Origin of the sequence: Microbacterium jejuense (genome assembly GCF_039544225.1) — a bacterium.
Classification (GTDB): domain Bacteria; phylum Actinomycetota; class Actinomycetes; order Actinomycetales; family Microbacteriaceae; genus Microbacterium; species Microbacterium jejuense.
In genome coordinates this window covers 23,789-39,408 of sequence record NZ_BAABLG010000002.1, presented here as the reverse complement: position 1 = coordinate 39,408, position 15,620 = coordinate 23,789, and the positions used below count along the sequence as shown (strand labels likewise).

Annotated in this window: 14 protein-coding genes; 10 read left to right on the top strand and 4 right to left on the bottom strand. The window is 71.7% G+C overall.

The annotated features are described in order from the left end of the window. The first annotated feature begins 42 nt into the window (after nt 1–42). Nucleotides 43–450, top strand: coding sequence for a large conductance mechanosensitive channel protein MscL (mscL, locus tag ABEA46_RS02550; RefSeq protein ID WP_345542780.1), 408 nt, complete (start codon nt 43–45; stop codon nt 448–450). Here mscL and ABEA46_RS02545 read toward each other — a convergent pair. Then, the gene (locus tag ABEA46_RS02545) at nt 447–647 is read right to left on the bottom strand and encodes a hypothetical protein (RefSeq protein ID WP_345542779.1); all 201 of its coding nucleotides are present in this window, start codon (nt 645–647) and stop codon (nt 447–449) included. The genes mscL and ABEA46_RS02545 overlap by 4 nt on opposite strands. Then, on the bottom strand, nt 634–4,362 hold the full coding sequence (locus tag ABEA46_RS02540) for an AAA family ATPase (protein ID WP_425563147.1): 3,729 nt from the start codon (nt 4,360–4,362) through the stop codon (nt 634–636). Before ABEA46_RS02540 ends, ABEA46_RS02545 begins: the two co-directional genes overlap by 14 nt. A gap of 206 nt (nt 4,363–4,568) precedes the next feature. Between ABEA46_RS02540 and ABEA46_RS02535 the strand changes: the two genes are divergently transcribed. The 3 genes from ABEA46_RS02535 to ABEA46_RS02525 all read left to right on the top strand — a co-directional run bounded on the left by ABEA46_RS02535 (nt 4,569) and on the right by ABEA46_RS02525 (nt 6,625). Continuing rightward, the gene (locus ABEA46_RS02535) at nt 4,569–5,171 is read left to right on the top strand and encodes a methylated-DNA--[protein]-cysteine S-methyltransferase (protein ID WP_345542778.1); all 603 of its coding nucleotides are present in this window, start codon (nt 4,569–4,571) and stop codon (nt 5,169–5,171) included. Between the two features lie 102 nt (nt 5,172–5,273). Continuing rightward, entirely contained in the window at nt 5,274–6,197 is a 924-nt protein-coding gene (locus ABEA46_RS02530; RefSeq protein WP_345542777.1) for a helix-turn-helix transcriptional regulator, read from the top strand. Between the two features lie 77 nt (nt 6,198–6,274). Then, the gene (locus ABEA46_RS02525; RefSeq protein ID WP_345542776.1) at nt 6,275–6,625 is read left to right on the top strand and encodes a histone-like nucleoid-structuring protein Lsr2; all 351 of its coding nucleotides are present in this window, start codon (nt 6,275–6,277) and stop codon (nt 6,623–6,625) included. 65 nt (nt 6,626–6,690) lie between these two features. Here the strand turns inward: ABEA46_RS02525 and pntB are convergent, their stop codons facing one another. After that, nucleotides 6,691–8,115 (bottom strand): Re/Si-specific NAD(P)(+) transhydrogenase subunit beta, encoded by a 1,425-nt coding sequence (gene pntB, locus ABEA46_RS02520; RefSeq protein ID WP_345542775.1) that lies wholly within the window; start codon nt 8,113–8,115, stop codon nt 6,691–6,693. Then, on the bottom strand, nt 8,112–9,665 hold the full coding sequence (locus tag ABEA46_RS02515) for a Re/Si-specific NAD(P)(+) transhydrogenase subunit alpha (protein ID WP_345542774.1): 1,554 nt from the start codon (nt 9,663–9,665) through the stop codon (nt 8,112–8,114). Before ABEA46_RS02515 ends, pntB begins: the two co-directional genes overlap by 4 nt. A gap of 159 nt (nt 9,666–9,824) precedes the next feature. On the opposite strand from ABEA46_RS02515, the gene ABEA46_RS02510 reads away from it, so the two are divergent. The 6 genes from ABEA46_RS02510 to ABEA46_RS02485 all read left to right on the top strand — a co-directional run bounded on the left by ABEA46_RS02510 (nt 9,825) and on the right by ABEA46_RS02485 (nt 15,604). After that, nucleotides 9,825–10,883: a phosphodiester glycosidase family protein gene (locus ABEA46_RS02510; RefSeq protein ID WP_345542773.1), complete on the top strand. Its 1,059-nt coding sequence runs from the start codon at nt 9,825–9,827 to the stop codon at nt 10,881–10,883. Nucleotides 10,884–10,887: 4 nt separating this feature from the next. Further along, nucleotides 10,888–12,033, top strand: a complete 1,146-nt coding sequence (locus tag ABEA46_RS02505) for a GtrA family protein (RefSeq protein ID WP_345542772.1) — start codon at nt 10,888–10,890, stop codon at nt 12,031–12,033. Next, nucleotides 12,030–12,650 carry a DUF4956 domain-containing protein gene (locus ABEA46_RS02500; protein WP_345542770.1) on the top strand — a complete coding sequence of 207 codons (621 nt, stop codon included), beginning with the start codon at nt 12,030–12,032 and terminating at the stop codon, nt 12,648–12,650. The genes ABEA46_RS02505 and ABEA46_RS02500 overlap by 4 nt, the downstream gene beginning before the upstream one ends. Beyond that, a complete protein-coding gene (locus tag ABEA46_RS02495; RefSeq protein ID WP_345542769.1) occupies nt 12,647–13,483 on the top strand; it encodes a polyphosphate polymerase domain-containing protein in 837 nt (278 codons plus the stop codon). The genes ABEA46_RS02500 and ABEA46_RS02495 overlap by 4 nt, the downstream gene beginning before the upstream one ends. Continuing rightward, nucleotides 13,453–15,189 carry a carbohydrate-binding domain-containing protein gene (locus ABEA46_RS02490; RefSeq protein WP_345542768.1) on the top strand — a complete coding sequence of 579 codons (1,737 nt, stop codon included), beginning with the start codon at nt 13,453–13,455 and terminating at the stop codon, nt 15,187–15,189. Before ABEA46_RS02495 ends, ABEA46_RS02490 begins: the two co-directional genes overlap by 31 nt. A gap of 133 nt (nt 15,190–15,322) precedes the next feature. Then, a complete protein-coding gene (locus ABEA46_RS02485) occupies nt 15,323–15,604 on the top strand; it encodes a Fe-S cluster assembly protein HesB (protein ID WP_345542767.1) in 282 nt (93 codons plus the stop codon). Nucleotides 15,605–15,620 lie beyond the last annotated feature (16 nt).

Genomic DNA, 15,620 nt, shown 5'->3' with positions numbered 1-15,620 from the left:
CGGAGCCCGATCCGGCGCGGGACGACACCCAGGGGGGTACCCGTGATCAAGGGCTTCAAGGAATTCATCGTCCGCGGCAATGTCATCGATCTGGCCGTCGCGGTCGTCATCGGCACCGCGTTCACGGCGATCGTCACCGCGATCGTCAACGGTCTCATCAATCCGCTGATCGCATTGGTGTTCCAGGCCGACACGCTGACCGACATCGTGGTGGCGATCCCCAACGTCCGGGGCGGGACCACAGACTTCGGCATCGGTCTCATCCTCGCCGCGGTCATCAACTTCCTGGCCGTTGCCGTCGTGGTGTACTTCGTCTTCGTGCACCCGATGAACGTGCTCAAGGAGCGCGCCGCCGCCAAGCAGGGCGTGACCGAGGAGCCCGAGGCGCTGCCGAGCGAGGCCGAGCTGCTGGTGCAGATCCGCGACCTGCTGCAGAAGCAGAAGTCCTAGTAGTGCGGGGGCACGTCGCGCCGCATGCGCTCGTCGTTCGGCCCCGAGGAATCGGTGGATGCCGCGGCCCGGTCGGTCGCGGCATCCGCCGTCTCATCTGCCGGCGTGGGCTCTGCGGTCGTGCCGGGAGCGGGCGTCAGCTTCGCCCGGCGTGACCCCGCGACCCGCTCGATGCGCTGACGGTCATTCGACGACATCGATGGGCTGCGTCTCGTTGTCGACGCGCGGCGCATCCGGCGGCACGCCGAGCATCGCCGCGATGCGCTGGGCGACGTCGGCCGGATCGCGGTACAGGTCGAACGAGTGCACGCGCACGTAGTGCCAGCCGAGGCGCCGCAGCACCTGCGGACGCAGCCGCAGCGACTCGCGCAGGGACTCGCCGACGGTCTCGGGATCGCTCTCGACGACGACGGCCTTGCCGTCGTACTGCGCGACCAGTGGGAGCAGCCCGCGGTAATGCACGTCGACCGACAGCCCCGCCCGGCGCAGCTCGCGGGCGAGCGCGCGCGTGAGCGGGTCGGCCAGGTCTTCGAGCCGCGCCTCGCGCGAGCGCGCCGCGATGCCGCCCAGGATCGACATGAGCGTCGCCGCGCCGTACTCGAGGCGGCCGTCGTCGAACGCCGACGGCCGGATCGACGAGACGATGACCATCGACCTCCGGGCCCGCGTCATGCCGACGGTCAGGAGCCGCTCGCCGTCCGGCGTCGACAGGTCGCCGAAGTCGCTGAGCACGCGCCCGTGCTTGGTGAGACCGAAGCCGAGGGAGAAGATGACGCGGTCGCGGCTCTCGGCAACCGATTCCTCGAGAGTGAGCACGGCGAACGGCTCGGCGGTGTCGCGAGAGACGAAGTCTGCGACGTCGGACCTGCCGATGAAGGCCGCCTCGACGGCGCCGCGGATGCGCTCGGCGTGCCGTGCGCTGGCCGTCACCACCATGAGGGACTCGGCACCGCGGTTGACCGCGTGCTCCACGACCAGCGTGACCACGCGCGCCACTTCGGAGTCCGGGCTCTCGACCGCGCCGGTCACCGGGTCGGGAGCGCCATGACCGCCCTCGACGTAGTCCACCGCGAGGCTGCCGCGGCCGAGGTACGAGCCGGCCCACGGCAGCGACACGAGCTCCCCGCCGTAGAACGCCTCGTTGACGAGTGCCGCGAGGTCCTCGCCGCCGGCGCGGTAGCTGCGCGTGAGGGTCTCGACCGGGAACAGCTCGGCGAGGCGCTCGAACACGCTGGTCTCATCGAACGGCGCGGGCTCGTCGGCCGTGTCCTCCCCCGCCGGCGCGGGAGCCGGGACCGGCGCGACGCCGGCGGCGACCACGAAGGGCGTCGGCTTCTGCGTCACCGGGTCGCCGAACGCGACGATCTGCGTGGCCCGGCGGAGCGCCGGTGCGGCCTCGGCGAGGCACAGGGCCGCGGCATCGGCCAGCACGACGACGTCGAAGGATGCGGACTCGGGGATCCGGGGCACCTCGTAGGGCGATGCGAGCCATACCGGCGCGAGCGTGCGCGACAGGGTCGGCGCCACGGCGGCGAGCTCGGCGGGCGTCACCGCGCCGCGCTTGAGGGCGTTCTTGAGGGCGCTCGCCTCGTCCGCGTGGTCGACGATGCCGATGCGCCACTGCGTCGCGAGCTGCGCCGCGAGCAGGGGTCCGGACGCCGCCGCGTGCGCCTCGTCGACGAGGCGGAAGTCGCGCTCCAGGCGGTCGACCACGGCCGTGTTCGCGCCCAGCACGGCGCGGTCGGTGCGCAGCACCAGCTCCAGCGCGGACTGCCACCACGCGAACTCGAGCTCGTCGGCCACCTGCTCCTCGGGCACGTGCCGCACCGACAGCTCCAGCAGCAGCGGCTCCAGGCCCAGCGCCGCGAGCTCGGAGCGCAGCGTCGCCCGCTCCTTGAGGTTGTCGAACACGTCGGAGTCCGCGGCCAGCCCCGCGAGCGTGCGGACCAGCTGCTTGACGGGGAGCGTCGCGAGACGGTCGGGTCCGCTGCGGCCGAGCACGGCGTCGAGTTCTCCGAGCTCGGACTCCACGCGGTGCCACGCGACCTGGACGTCGCCGAGGCCGAGCGGCACCTCGGGCGTGACCCCGGACTCGACGTAGCGCTGCCACTCGGTGCGCTGGTGCTGGATGCGCACCAGCGCCTCGTACATGTCGGGCACGTGCACGCCGGGTCGAAGGTACTCGCGCGACAGGCGCCGCAGCCGGCGGCGGTTGGCGCCGGTCATCTCGGGGGCGTCGCGACGGGCAGCGTGCGCGTGGATCAGCTCGCCCAGCGGTCGCTCGAACACCGTCATGCTGAACTTGTCGAGCGAGTCGCGGATCCCCTGCATCAGGCGCAGGTACACCCCGAGCTCGTCGACGGTCTGGAACGGGCGCATGCGCGTCTGCCCCACCAGCTCGTACCCGCGCTCCAGCAGCGTCGGCAGGTCACTGCGCTGCAGCTTGCCGGCGAGGGCGTGCGCGGCGCGCGCCTGCTCGATCGTCGCGAACGTGACGCCGTACCAGGGCGAGTCATCGGGCCCGAAGCGGAACTCGCCCAGTCGTGCGGCCGCCGCGAGCTTGGCCGCGGCCTCGGGGCGCGTCGTCGCGAGGCTCTCGAGCGCGTCCTCGTCGAAGCGGGCCTCGGTCGCCGGCGCAGCTCCCGAGTCGGCGAGGGTCGCGAGTGCGCGCAGGATGTCCAGCACCGAGACGCCGAGCGAGGGATGCCGGTCCGTCACGGCCGCGCGATAGTCGCCGAGCACGCCCCGCAGGCGCACCAGCGCGTCGTCGATGTCGGACACCTTCGGCGTCTCGGCCTTCTCGTTGCGGCCGATCGCTCTGATGAGATCGCGCTGCAGCCGATCGGGCGACACCGCGAGTCCAGGCAGGCCGATGCCCGCGAGGCGGTGGCGCACGCCGTCCAGGGTCGAGCGTCGCGCGCTCACGACGAGCACCCTCTTGCCGGCGCGGACGAGCTGGCCCACGGTGTTGATCACCGTCTGCGTGCCACCGGTGCCGGGCAGGGTGTGCACGACGATCGACTGCCCGTCCGCGATGCGCGCGAGCACGCGCTCCTGCTCGGAGTCCGCGTCCAGCAGCAGCGTGTCCGAGGCCGGCGGGCGGTGGTCGGGGCTCGTCGGCACCGGCCCGTCGCGGTGGATCGTGAGCGCCTCGCGGTCCGACACGTGGCCGGCGAGCGCGTTGAGCACCGGGTGGTCGAGGTTCGAGGCATCCGCCGCCACGCGTCCGCCCACATCGGCGAAGCTCGACACGAGCAGGCGCGGCTTGACGGCGTAGTCGTCGATCGACGCGGTCAGGGCACGCAGGTGATCGATGACCGGCTGAGGCTTGAACACGCCGCCCTCGTACGCGAGAGCGGCGAGGCCGCCGGCGTCGATCGCGATCCCGTAGTGGCGGCGCATCGCGCGCACCAGTTCGGGGTTGACCGAGAACAGACCGTGCAGCTTGAGCTCGAAGTCGCCGTGGTGCCGGCGGATCGCGAGCGGGCGCAGCAGCACCGGGGCGCTGCACACGAGCCCGCCGATGCGCCAGTTGGCCAGGCCCACGGCCAGCCGCACGGTGTCGAGGCCGCGGGTGGTGCGCAGCTCGAGATCCTTCGAGGTGATGCGCTCGGCCGCGAGCCGGGCGCCGCGCAGGGCGACCTCGTCGCGGAACAGATTCGACAGCAGCGTCGAGCGCCCGGTGATGAACTGCGGCAGGCTGCCCGGGTGCGCCTTGGTGATCTCGATCGCGGCGTCCTGGCCGTCGACGAAGTGCTGCAGCGTCGAGCGTCCGCCCAGCGCCGCGGACTGCAGGCGCAGCCGTTCGCGCTCCGGCTCGGCGACGTGCATGACGGTGACGTCGGGTTCGGCGAGGCCGAGGTCACCGGGGGTCACGATCGACCCGCGTTCGGCGTCCTCTGCGCCCAACACGGCGCTCCGCTCTGCTCGCCACACACGAGCAACCCTAAGTGCCGCGTGCGCGGGGTACTTGCAATGGACCTGAGTTTCGCGGTATTGGACGGGTGGCCGGGGCACCCCCTCCTCCCCATCGCGCCAGGGAGGCAGCCGAGCCCACGTTGCCCACAGACGCCGGATCTCGCGGCCGCAGCGTCGCCGGCCCGCGCCAGGATGGTCGCATGACCCCGACGGAACCGCCTCGCTACCGCGTCCACCCGTCGCCCATCGGCGACATCCTGATCGTCGCCTGCGACGTCGGCATCGTGACGCTCCACCCCATCGACGGCCCGCTGCACGACGAGCTCGGGCGCCTGGCCCTCCGATTGCGGGCGGTCCCGGTCCCCGACGACGAAGGGGATGCTGCGGCCCCGGCCGCCCGCGACGCCGACCCCGATCCGTTCGAGGCCGCGCAGTCGCAGCTCGACGAGTACTTCGCCGGCGATCGCCTCGCCTTCGATCTGCCGCTGGACTGGCGACTCGTGCACGGCGGCTTCACCCGCGCCGCGCTCGAGGCGGTGTGCGACATCCCCTACGGCGAGACCGCCGGCTACGGCGAGGTGGCCATCGCGGCGGGTGTTCCCCGCGCCGCGCGCGCCGTCGGGACCGCATGCGCGACCACCCCGTTCTCGATCGTCGTGCCGGTGCACCGGGTGGTCCGCGCGGACGGCTCGCTCGGCGAATACGGCGGCCGTCCGGACGTCAAGCGCTACCTCATCGATCTGGAGCAGGGACCGGTCGTCCCGCCCGCGGGGGCGCGCGAGGCGCAGGCCGCGGGCGTGTAGGCCGCCCGCAGGCGTCCCCTACCGCCGGACCGCCATGGCCCGGTGGTAGGGTCGACGCTACAAAGGCGGCGAGGACGCCGTCACCGCCGGAAGCAGGTAGACGTGGGCGCGTCCCTTCCCCACCACGCACCGGTCCCCGAGCGTTCACGGTCCGGGGTCCGTGCTGCCGTCGGCGCACCCGACGACCTGAGCGACGCACAGGCCCTCGACCACGCCGTCGCCGAACTGGTGCGACGCACCCGCTTCCCGGTCGCGTTCGGCGGGCTCGTGCTCGACGGCGCGATCCATGTCACGTCGGTCCATGGGGCACGCACCCACAGCCTCGACGGCCTCGTCGTCGAGCAGGCACGCGGCCTCGGCGGCCGCGCGCTCATCGAGAAGCGGCCGCGCCTCGCGATCGACTATCGCTCGGCTCGCAGCATCACGCACGACTACGACCGGGCCGTGCTGGGCGAGGGCATCGCGACGCTGTTCGCGGTGCCGATCCTCGTGTCGGGTCGCGCCCGCGGCGTCATCTACTGCGGGTCGTGGGCCGAGGCCCCCGTGGGCGATGTCGTCGCCCGTCCCGCCTTCGCAGTCGCCGACGAGCTGTCCAGCGAGCTGCGGATCCGGGACGAGGTGCAGCGACGCCTGGCGCTCGCCCGCACCGCGCAGGGGGCGCCCGCGCTCCTGCCCGCCGCGGCCCAGGAGGGGCTGCGCGAGACGTACGCCGAACTGCGCAGCATCTCGGCGCTGGTGTCGGACCCGGCCATCCGCGCACGCCTGGACCGTCTGGAGCAGCGCGTCGCCGCGCTTTCGTCCGATGCGGTGGAGCCGCTCGCCGAACTCGACGTGCGCCTGTCGCCGCGCGAAGTCGATGTGCTCGCGTGCGCGGCGCTCGGCTCGACGAATGCCGAGATCGCCGCGACCCTCGATCTCAAAGAGGGAACGGTCAAGTCGTATCTGCAGTCGGCGATGGCGAAATTGGATGCCTCGACCCGCCACGCCGCGGTCGTCATGGCGCGCCGCGCCGGAATTCTTCCCTGAGCAATTCCGACACCATTCCCGGCGTGGCGCAGGCCATTCCTTGATCGCGGCGAATTCTCGTCGCTAATCTCTTTGCCATGGCCCGTAAGATCATCCACCAGCTCGTCGACGACATCGACGGGACCGTTCTGGAAGTCGGCGACGGCGAGACCATCCTTTTCTCGCTCGACGGCACCGCTTATGAGATCGACCTCTCGGCAGAGAATGCGACGGCGCTGCGCGTCGCCCTCGCGCCGTACACCGAGGCGGGGCGCCGCGTGTCGTCCGGCCGTTCCGCCGCGCCTGCTCCCGCGGCCGGGGGCCGTCGCCGGGCCGGCCAGCGCGACCTCGGCGTCGTGCGCGAATGGGCCAAGGCGAACGGCTTCAAGGTGTCGGAGCGGGGCCGGGTTCCGGCATCCATTCTCGAGGCGTACGACGCGGCGCACTGAGCCCCGTCACGCACCGGGCCCTCGCGGCGATCATGGATCGCCGCGAGGGCCTTTGTCATTGCACGTCAGGCGACGGGAATTCGTGAGAGCTCGATGAGAATCTCATCGACTTTCTCTTTCGCATCGCCGAACAGCATCTGCGTGTTCTCGCGAGAGAACAGCGGATTTGCGACTCCGGCATATCCCGACGCCATCGACCGTTTGAAGACGATCACATTCGACGCCTCCCACACGCGCAGCACGGGCATTCCGGCGATCGGGCTCGACGGGTCCTCGGCGGCCGCCGGGTTGACGGTGTCGTTGGCGCCGATCACGAGCACGACGTCGGTGCGCGAGAAGTCGTCATTGATCTCGTCCATCTCCAGCACGATGTCGTACGGCACCTTGGCCTCTGCCAGCAGCACGTTCATGTGCCCGGGCAGGCGCCCGGCGACCGGGTGGATGCCGAACCGCACGTCGACGCCGCGCTCCCGCAGCTTCTGCACGAGGTCGGCGACCCCGTGCTGCGCCTGCGCCACCGCCATGCCGTAGCCCGGTGTGATGACCACGGTTCCGGCGCCGGCGAGCATCTCGGCGGCCCCCGCCGCGTCGATCTCGCGGTGCTCGCCCTGCTCCTCGTCGGACCCCTTGGGCGCCTCGATGCCGAAGCCACCCGCGATGACCGACAGGAACGACCGGTTCATCGCCTTGCACATGATGTAGCTGAGGTACGCACCCGAGGACCCGACGAGCGCACCGGTGACGATCAGCAGGTCGTTGTTGAGCAGGAAGCCGGCGGCCGCCGCCGCCCAGCCCGAGTAGCTGTTGAGCATCGAGACCACGACGGGCATGTCGCCGCCGCCGATCGAGGCGACCAGATGCCAGCCGAGAGCGAGGGCGAGCGCGGTGACGACGACGAGCAGCCACAGCACCGGCGTGATCACGTACCAGACCGTGAGGGCCACGAACACGACGAGCGCGCCCACGTTGAGCACGTTCTTGCCCGGCAGCATGAGGGGGCGCGACGAGATCCGCGCCGACAGCTTCAGGAACGCCACGATCGAGCCGGTGAAGGTCACGCCGCCGATGAAGACGCCGATGAACACCTCGGCGTGGTGGATGTCGGCCAGCGCGCCCTCGAGGCCGGCGTCGTACAGGGCGCCGTTCCACCCGACGAGCACCGCGGCGAGCCCCACGAACGAGTGCAGCAGCGCGATGAGCTCCGGCATCCCGGTCATCTCCACGATGCGCGCCCGCCACAGCCCGATCGAGCCGCCGACGACCACCGCGATCACGAGCAGCACGAGCCCGGTGGTGCCCGACGGGGTGCCCCACGCGCCCGCGGCGGTCAGCCACACCGTCGCGACGAGCGCGACGACCATGCCCACGATGCCGTAGGTGACACCGCGACGGCTCGTCTCGTGCTTGCTGAGCCCCGCGAGGCTCAGGACGAACAGCAGCGCGGCGACGACGTAGGCCGCCCCGGCGACGGCTCCGGCGACGGCGGTCATCGCGCCTCACCCTTCTGGAACATCGCGAGCATGCGCCGCGTCACGGCGAAACCGCCGAAGATGTTGATGCTCGCCAGCAGCACCGCGATCGCGGCGAGGATCTGCACGGTGAGGTCGGGGACGGTGATCTGCACCATGGCGCCGACGACGATGATGCCCGAGATCGCGTTGGTGACGCTCATGAGCGGCGTGTGCAGCGCGTGCGCGACGTGGCCGATGACGTAGAAACCGACGACGATCGCCAGGGTGAGCACCAGGAAGTGCTGCGGCAGGGGCGGCGGCGCGAACGCGCACACCGCGAACAGCGCCGCGATCCCGACGAAGACGAGCGCCGTGCGCGCGCCCGTCGACATCGGCTGCCGGGCGGGGGGCGCGGCCGCCGCGGGTGCGGGTGCGGCCGCCGGAGCGGGCGCCGCCGACACCTGGACGGGCGGCGGCGGCCACGTGACCTCGCCGTCGCGCACGACGGTGACCGTGCGCTGCACGACGTCGTCGAAGTCGAGCGACAGCACGCCGTCCTTGCCCGGGGTCAGCAGCTTCACGAGGTTGACGAGGTTGGTCGAGAACAGCTGCGACGCCTGTTGCGGCAGCCGCCCGGCGAGGTCGGTGTAGCCGAGGATCACGACGCCGTTCGCCGTGACGGTCCGCTCCCCCGCGACCGAGCCCTCGACGTTGCCGCCCTGCCCGGCCGCCATGTCGACGATGACGCTTCCCGGCTTCATACTCGCCACGTCGGCGGCAGTGATGAGCCGCGGCGCGGGGCGCCCCGGGATGAGCGCGGTCGTGATGATGATGTCGACGTCGGCGGCCTGCTCGGAGTAGATCTCGGCCGCACGAGTGTCGTACGCCTCGCTGGTCGCTCTCGCGTAGCCGTCCGCAGAGACCTGCTTCGCCTCGTCGGGCACCACCACCTCGAGGTAGTGCCCGCCGATGGAGGCCACCTGATCGGCGACCTCGGGGCGCGGGTCCGTCGCGCGCACGATCGCGCCGAGGCTCGAAGCCGCGCCGATCGCGGCGAGCCCTGCGACGCCGGCGCCCGCGACGAGCACCTTGGCGGGCGGCACCTTTCCGGCCGCGGTCACCTGGCCGGTGAAGAACCGCCCGAACTCGTGCGCCGCCTCGACGACGGCCCGGTAGCCGGCGATGTTCGCCATCGAGCTCAGCACGTCCATCGACTGCGCCCGCGAGATGCGGGGCACCGCGTCCAGGGCCAGCGCCGTGATCCCGCGGGTCGCGAGCGCGGCGACGAGGTCGGGCCGCAGCGACGGGCTCAGCGTGGCCACCAGGATCGCGCCGTCAGCCAGCCGGTCGATCTCCGCCGGCGTCGGCGCGTTCACCTTCAGCACGATCGGCGACGTCCACGCGGTGTCGGCGTCAGCCACGGCGGCTCCGGATGCCGCGTACGCGGCATCCGGGAAGGACGATGCCGCCCCCGCACCCGCCTCGACGACGACCTCGTAACCGAGGGCGAGGAGTCTGGGGACGGTGGTCGGGGTCGCGGCCACCCGGTTCTCTCCGGGCGCTTCGGCGACGATGCCTATGCGGGTCATGCGTGCCACGATGTCAGACCGCCGCACCCGAACGCCACGGATGACCCCCGACACGGCGATAAGAACCACCGAAGTTTCATATGGCACAGGGATTCATCGCCGAGCCGGTTCATAGGCGGCGGCAAGGGTCGCCGTAAGCCGGCCCCGTACCCATGAAGCATGGACACGACGCCCCCGCCCCAGACCCGACCGGAGAGTGCCGGCGACACACCCGCGACGACGCCGGGCAGACGCCGCCGCACCCGCAACATCCTCATCGCCTCCGGGCTGGTGGTCGCGCTGAGCGCCGGCGGGGGTGCCGTCTGGGCGGCCGACCGGTTCCTCGTCGAGCACGTCGAGATCGCCGATGTGTCGGAGTACGAGGCGCAGAACTCCCCCGCGAGCTCGGACTCCACGACCTCCGGCTCGGCGGATGCCGGCGACGCGACAGGCACGGAGTCCGCGAGTGATGCCACAGTGACCGACACGACCTACTCCGACGGCTCGACCTCGATCACCGTCTCGACTGTGACGGAGGGGACGGGGTCCGACACCGTCACGTACTACGTCGCCGACGTCACGCTGTCGGATGCCACTGCCGTGCGCAGCGCCTTCGCGAAGGACCAGTTCGGCGAGAACATCACCGAGCTGACCAGCGCGATCGCCGCCGACAACGACGCGATCTTCGCGATCAACGGCGACTACTACGGCTTCCGCGACACCGGCATCGAGATCCGCAACGGTGTGGTGTTCCGCGACGAGCCGGCGCGGCAGGGGCTCGTCTTCTACACCGACGGCCGCGTCGAGGTGTACGACGAGACGACGACCAGTGCCGCCGAGCTCCTCGCGGACGGCGCCTGGAACACGCTGAGCTTCGGTCCGGCGATCGTCGAGGGCGGCGCGGCGGTGGACGGCATCGAGGACGTCGAGGTCGACACGAACTTCGGCAACCACTCGATCCAGGGCGACCAGCCGCGCACCGCCGTCGGCGTCATCGACGAGAACCACCTGGTGTTCGTCGTCGTCGACGGCCGGCAGTCCGGCTACAGCGCCGGCGTCACACTGACCGAGCTCGCCGACATCATGATCGACCTGGGCGCCACCACCGCGTACAACCTCGACGGGGGCGGCTCATCGACCATGTATTTCAACGGCCAGGTCATCAACCAGCCGTCCAACGGCGGCGAGCGCGGCACCAGCGACATCCTCTACATCGCCGACGCGTCCGGCTCGGAGTGACCCCGTGATCGTCCTGATCCCGGCCTACGAGCCCGGACCCCGCCTGGCCGGCGTGGTCGCCCGGCTCTTCGGCGCCGACCCCGACATCGAGATCGTCGTCGTCGACGACGGCAGCGGTGCCGACTTCGCGACGGTGTTCGCGATGGTCGAGGGACTCGGCGCGACGGTGCTGCGCCATGACGTCAACGGGGGCAAGGTCGCCGCGCTGCGAACCGGGTTCGACCACGCGCTCGCCGTCCATGCCGGCGAAGACGTCGTCACCGCCGATGCCGACGGCCAGCACACCGTGACCGACATCCTGCGGGTGGCCGACGAGCTGCGTGCCGATGCGGCGGCCGGCGCTCCGACGCTGGTGCTGGGATGCCGGGCCTTCTCCGGTCGCGTGCCGCTGCGGTCGCGGGCGGGCAATGCGGTCGCGCGCGGTGTCTTCCGGCTCGCCGCGGGGTGGAGCCTGAGCGACACGCAGACCGGGCTGCGCGGCATCCCCTCGGAGCTCCTCGAGTGGGTGAGGGAGCAGCCGGGCGAGCGCTTCGCCTACGAGCAGAACGTGCTGCTGCGGTGCCGGCGCGCGGGCGTGGCGACCCGCGAGGTGCCGATCGAGACCGTATACCTCGACGGGAATGCGTCGAGTCACTTCCGTCCGATCGTGGACTCGGTGCGCATCATGCTGCCGCTGCTGCTGTTCGCAGGGTCGTCGCTGGTCGCGTTCGCGGTCGACACCGTGATGCTGCTCGTGCTGACCGCGCTCACCGGCGTCCTCGTGCCGTCGATCGTCGGCGCCCGCGTCGTCAGCGCCTCGGTCAACTTCGCGATGAACCGCCGCGTGGTCTTCCGTGCGAGAGGCAGCGGGATGCCGCGCCAGCTCGCCCGCTACGCCGTCCTGGCGGTCGCGCTCCTGGCCTCGAACATCGTGTGGCTCGACGCCCTCACGCGATACGGCGTTCCCCTCGTGCCGGCCAAGGTCGTTACCGAGGCCGTGCTGTTCGTCACCAGCTACGGCGTGCAGCGCAGCTTCGTGTTCGGCAGGGCACCGGGCGCACAGGAGGGTCGTAACCAACTCGGACCCCGGCCTTCGGCCCGTCATAGCAACCGCATAGCGGCCGCGACTCGAATGGAAGTCAACGAACACCCCATCGGGAGGAACCCATGACCACCAGCGCGCTCATCCTGATCGGCATCGATCTGGCCGCCGCCCTCGTGCTGAGCCTCGGGCTCTACTACCGCCGGCACCACCGCCGCGACCTCGTCGTCGCGTTCCTGGGGGTCAATGTCGGGGTCACGGCCGTCGCTGCGGTGCTCGGCACCGCCGAGGTCGCCATGGGCCTGGGACTCGGCCTGTTCGGCGTGCTGTCCATCATCCGGCTGCGCTCGTCCGAGATCACGCAGCGCGAAGTCGCCTACTACTTCGCCGCCCTCGCGATCGGGCTCGTCACGGGCCTGCCGCAGCCCGACCCGTGGCCGGTCGCCGCTCTCGTGGCGCTCATCCTCGTGGTGCTCTGGGCCGCAGATCACCCGGCGTTCCTCGCCCGCACCCGCCACCAGGTGGTGCGCCTGGACCGCGCGGTGTCGGACGACGGCGAACTGCGCGCCGAGCTCGAGGCCCGGCTGGGAGGCACCGTCAGCTCCACCACGATCCAAGAGCTCGACCTCGTGAACGACACGACCCTGGTCGATGTGCGGTATCGGATGCCGCGCCCCGGCGCCCGCCCGGCGACACCTGCCCCGGCGACGGCCCCGGCGACGGCGACGGCCGGAGCGGACCGATGACGGCCGTGGCGCGATTCGACCCCGTGACCCTCGACGGGCTCGTGGCCGAGGCATCCCTGCTCACCCGCGTCGACCGCAAGTACGTCGTGCCGCGCGACGGCCTCGACGCCGTCATCGCCGCTCTCGACCCGCAGACGCGCGTGCTCGAGATCGACGGCGCACGCGAGTTCGCCTACGAGTCGGTGTACTTCGACACCCCCGACCTGCTGAGCTTCCGCATGGCGGCGCAGCCGCGCCGGCGCCGGTTCAAGCTGCGCACCCGCAGCTACCTCGACACCGGCACTTCGTACCTCGAGATCAAGACGCGCGGCGCGCGCGGCACCACCGTGAAGGACCGCGGCGAGTACGACCCGCAGCACCGCGACCGGCTGACCGACGACGCGCGCGACGACGTCGCCGACGCGTTCACCACCATCGGCGTCGCGGCCGAAAGGGCGGAAGAGCTCGACGCCACCCTGGTGACGCGCTACCGCCGGGCGACGCTGCTCGCCCCGGACGGCTCGGCCCGCGCCACCGTCGACACGGTGCTGGAGTGGATCGAGCCCGACGGCCGCGGCTTCGCGCTGCCCGAGGTGGCGATCGTCGAGACCAAGTCGGGCGCCCGCCCGTCGGGTGTCGACCGCGCGCTGTGGCGTGCCGGGCATCGCCCGGCGACCGTCAGCAAGTACGCCACCGGCCTCGCGGCCCTGCATCCCGACCTGCCCCGCAACCGCTGGTCGCGCCTGCTGCGCGGCCCGTTCGACGACGCGCACCGCGCCGCACCCCAGACCCGAAACGCCCCCACGAACGAGGAGGACTCGTCATGCCCCGCCCCCACCTTCGCCGCCGCCTGATCCTGGCCGCCGCACCCCTGACCCTCGCCGGCGTCGTGCTCGCCGGCTGCGCGGCGACGCAGGCTGCCGCCTCCGGTTCGAGCTCCCCGTCCACCGACAGCTCGAACACCGAGACCGCCGCAGTCGTCGACTCCGACCTCAGTGCGGCCGCCGTGCTCGCGGCCAACCACGACGTCACGACGGTGAACGACGACGAGTGGAGCGAATCGGATGCCGCCGACATCACCCTGAGCGGCTCCTCCGCGTCGTCCGACTCCGACGCGGTGACCGTCGACGGCTCGACGGTCACGATCACCGAGGCGGGCGTCTTCCGTCTGTCGGGCTCGCTCGATGGACAGGTCGTCGTGGCCGCCCCGGACGACGCGCAGGTCGTGCTCATCCTGGACGACGCCGACATCACGGCATCCGACTCCCCCGCCATCACGGTGAGCGGTGCCGACGATGTGGCCCTGTACCTCGCCGACGGCAGCGCCAACGCGGTGTCGGACGCCTCGTCGTACGCCGACGACGCCGACGCGAACGCCGCGATCTACTCCAAGGCCGACCTGACGATCTCGGGCACGGGAGCGCTGGAGGTCTCGGCCAACGGCAACGACGGCATCACGTCGACCGACGACCTGGTCGTCCTGTCGGGCGAGATCACCGTCGACGCCGTGGACGACGGCCTGCGCGGCAAGGACTCGCTCACCGTCGAGGGCGGCACCGTCGCGGTGACCGCGGGCGGCGACGCGCTCAAGAGCGACCAGGACTCCGACACCACCCAGGGCTTCGTGGCGATCACCGGCGGCACCGTCGATCTCACCAGCGGCGACGACGGCATCGCCGCCGCGACCGACGCGGTGATCACCGGCGGCACCGTCGACATCAGGTCAGGAAAGGATGCCGCCAGCGCTTCGGACAGCGCCAAGGGCGTCACTGCGGGCGTGGTCGTCGCGATCGACGGCGGCGAGGTCGCGATCGACGCGACCGATGACGCGATCCATTCGAACGGATCCGTCGGCATCGGCGGCGGCACAGTGACCGTCTCGACGGGCGACGACGGCATCCACGCGGACCAGCGCCTCGAGATCCGCGACGGAGAGGTCTCCGTCTCCGAGTCGTACGAAGGCCTCGAAGGCACCGACATCGCCATCTCGGGTGGCACCGTCGACGTCACCGCGAGCGACGACGGCGTCAACGGCGCCGGCGCGAGTTCGGGCGGCGAGCAGGACACCGGCGAGACCATCTCGATCTCGGGTGGCACGGTCACCGTCGTCTCGGGCGGCGACAGCCTCGACTCCAACGGCACGATCACCATCTCTGGCGGCACGACCGTCGTGAGCGGCCCGAGCGACTCGGGCGGTCAGGGCGCCCTCGATTCCAACGGCACCATCACGATCGACGGCGGTGAGGTGCTCGTGGCCGGCACCGCGCTGGTCGACCCGACCGGGTCGCAGCAGTGGCTCGCGGCGACGGCCTCGGGTTCGGCGGGCGACACCGTGACGATGACGGATGCCGCAGGCACCGTGATCGCCACATTCGAGGCCGGCCGAGACTTCGGCGCGGTGTTCTACAGCGGCCCGGCGGTCACCGACGGCGGCTCGTACACGGTGGCCGTCAACGGCACCACGGCCGCAACCGTCACCGAGGGCTCGAACGTCGCCGACGGCGGGTTGGGCGGCGGAATGGGCGGCGGCCCCGGTGGCGGCGGCGGCCCGCGCCCCTGACGGACGCGGGGCCGGACGCCACCGAAAACGTGGGAGCTTCCTCCGAATCGGCACACGTCGGCGCGTACGGGTTGCAGACGGGCACGGTTCTCGGCATCGTGGCCGGTCCACAGCCCCAACGGAAAGGAAAAGCATGCTCACGCTGACCCAGACCGCCGCCGAGGCCGTCAAGGAGATCGTCTCGCGGGTGCCCGCCGTCCAGGACGGAGGAGTCCGCATCCGCGACACGGGAGGCACCGGTGGATTCGAACTGAGCGTCGCCCCCGACCCCCAGCCCGCCGACACGGTCGTCGTCACCGACGGCGCCCGCGTGTTCCTCGACGAGACCGCCGCGATCGCACTCGAGGATCGTGTGCTCGACGCGGAGCTCTCCGAGGACGGCGCCGTGCGCTTCGCCCTCGCAGCCCAGGGCTGACCCCGCACCCGTGGCC

Coding starts and splice junctions, on each gene's coding strand:
- ABEA46_RS02525 (WP_345542776.1), top strand. CDS start 6,275: ATGGCCCGTAAGATCATCCACCAGCTCGTCGACGACATCGACGGGACC.
- ABEA46_RS02515 (WP_345542774.1), bottom strand. CDS start 9,665: ATGACCCGCATAGGCATCGTCGCCGAAGCGCCCGGAGAGAACCGGGTG.
- ABEA46_RS02535 (WP_345542778.1), top strand. CDS start 4,569: ATGACCCCGACGGAACCGCCTCGCTACCGCGTCCACCCGTCGCCCATC.
- ABEA46_RS02545 (WP_345542779.1), bottom strand. CDS start 647: ATGTCGTCGAATGACCGTCAGCGCATCGAGCGGGTCGCGGGGTCACGC.
- ABEA46_RS02500 (WP_345542770.1), top strand. CDS start 12,030: ATGACCACCAGCGCGCTCATCCTGATCGGCATCGATCTGGCCGCCGCC.
- ABEA46_RS02485 (WP_345542767.1), top strand. CDS start 15,323: ATGCTCACGCTGACCCAGACCGCCGCCGAGGCCGTCAAGGAGATCGTC.
- ABEA46_RS02490 (WP_345542768.1), top strand. CDS start 13,453: ATGCCCCGCCCCCACCTTCGCCGCCGCCTGATCCTGGCCGCCGCACCC.
- ABEA46_RS02510 (WP_345542773.1), top strand. CDS start 9,825: ATGGACACGACGCCCCCGCCCCAGACCCGACCGGAGAGTGCCGGCGAC.
- pntB (WP_345542775.1), bottom strand. CDS start 8,115: ATGACCGCCGTCGCCGGAGCCGTCGCCGGGGCGGCCTACGTCGTCGCC.
- ABEA46_RS02495 (WP_345542769.1), top strand. CDS start 12,647: ATGACGGCCGTGGCGCGATTCGACCCCGTGACCCTCGACGGGCTCGTG.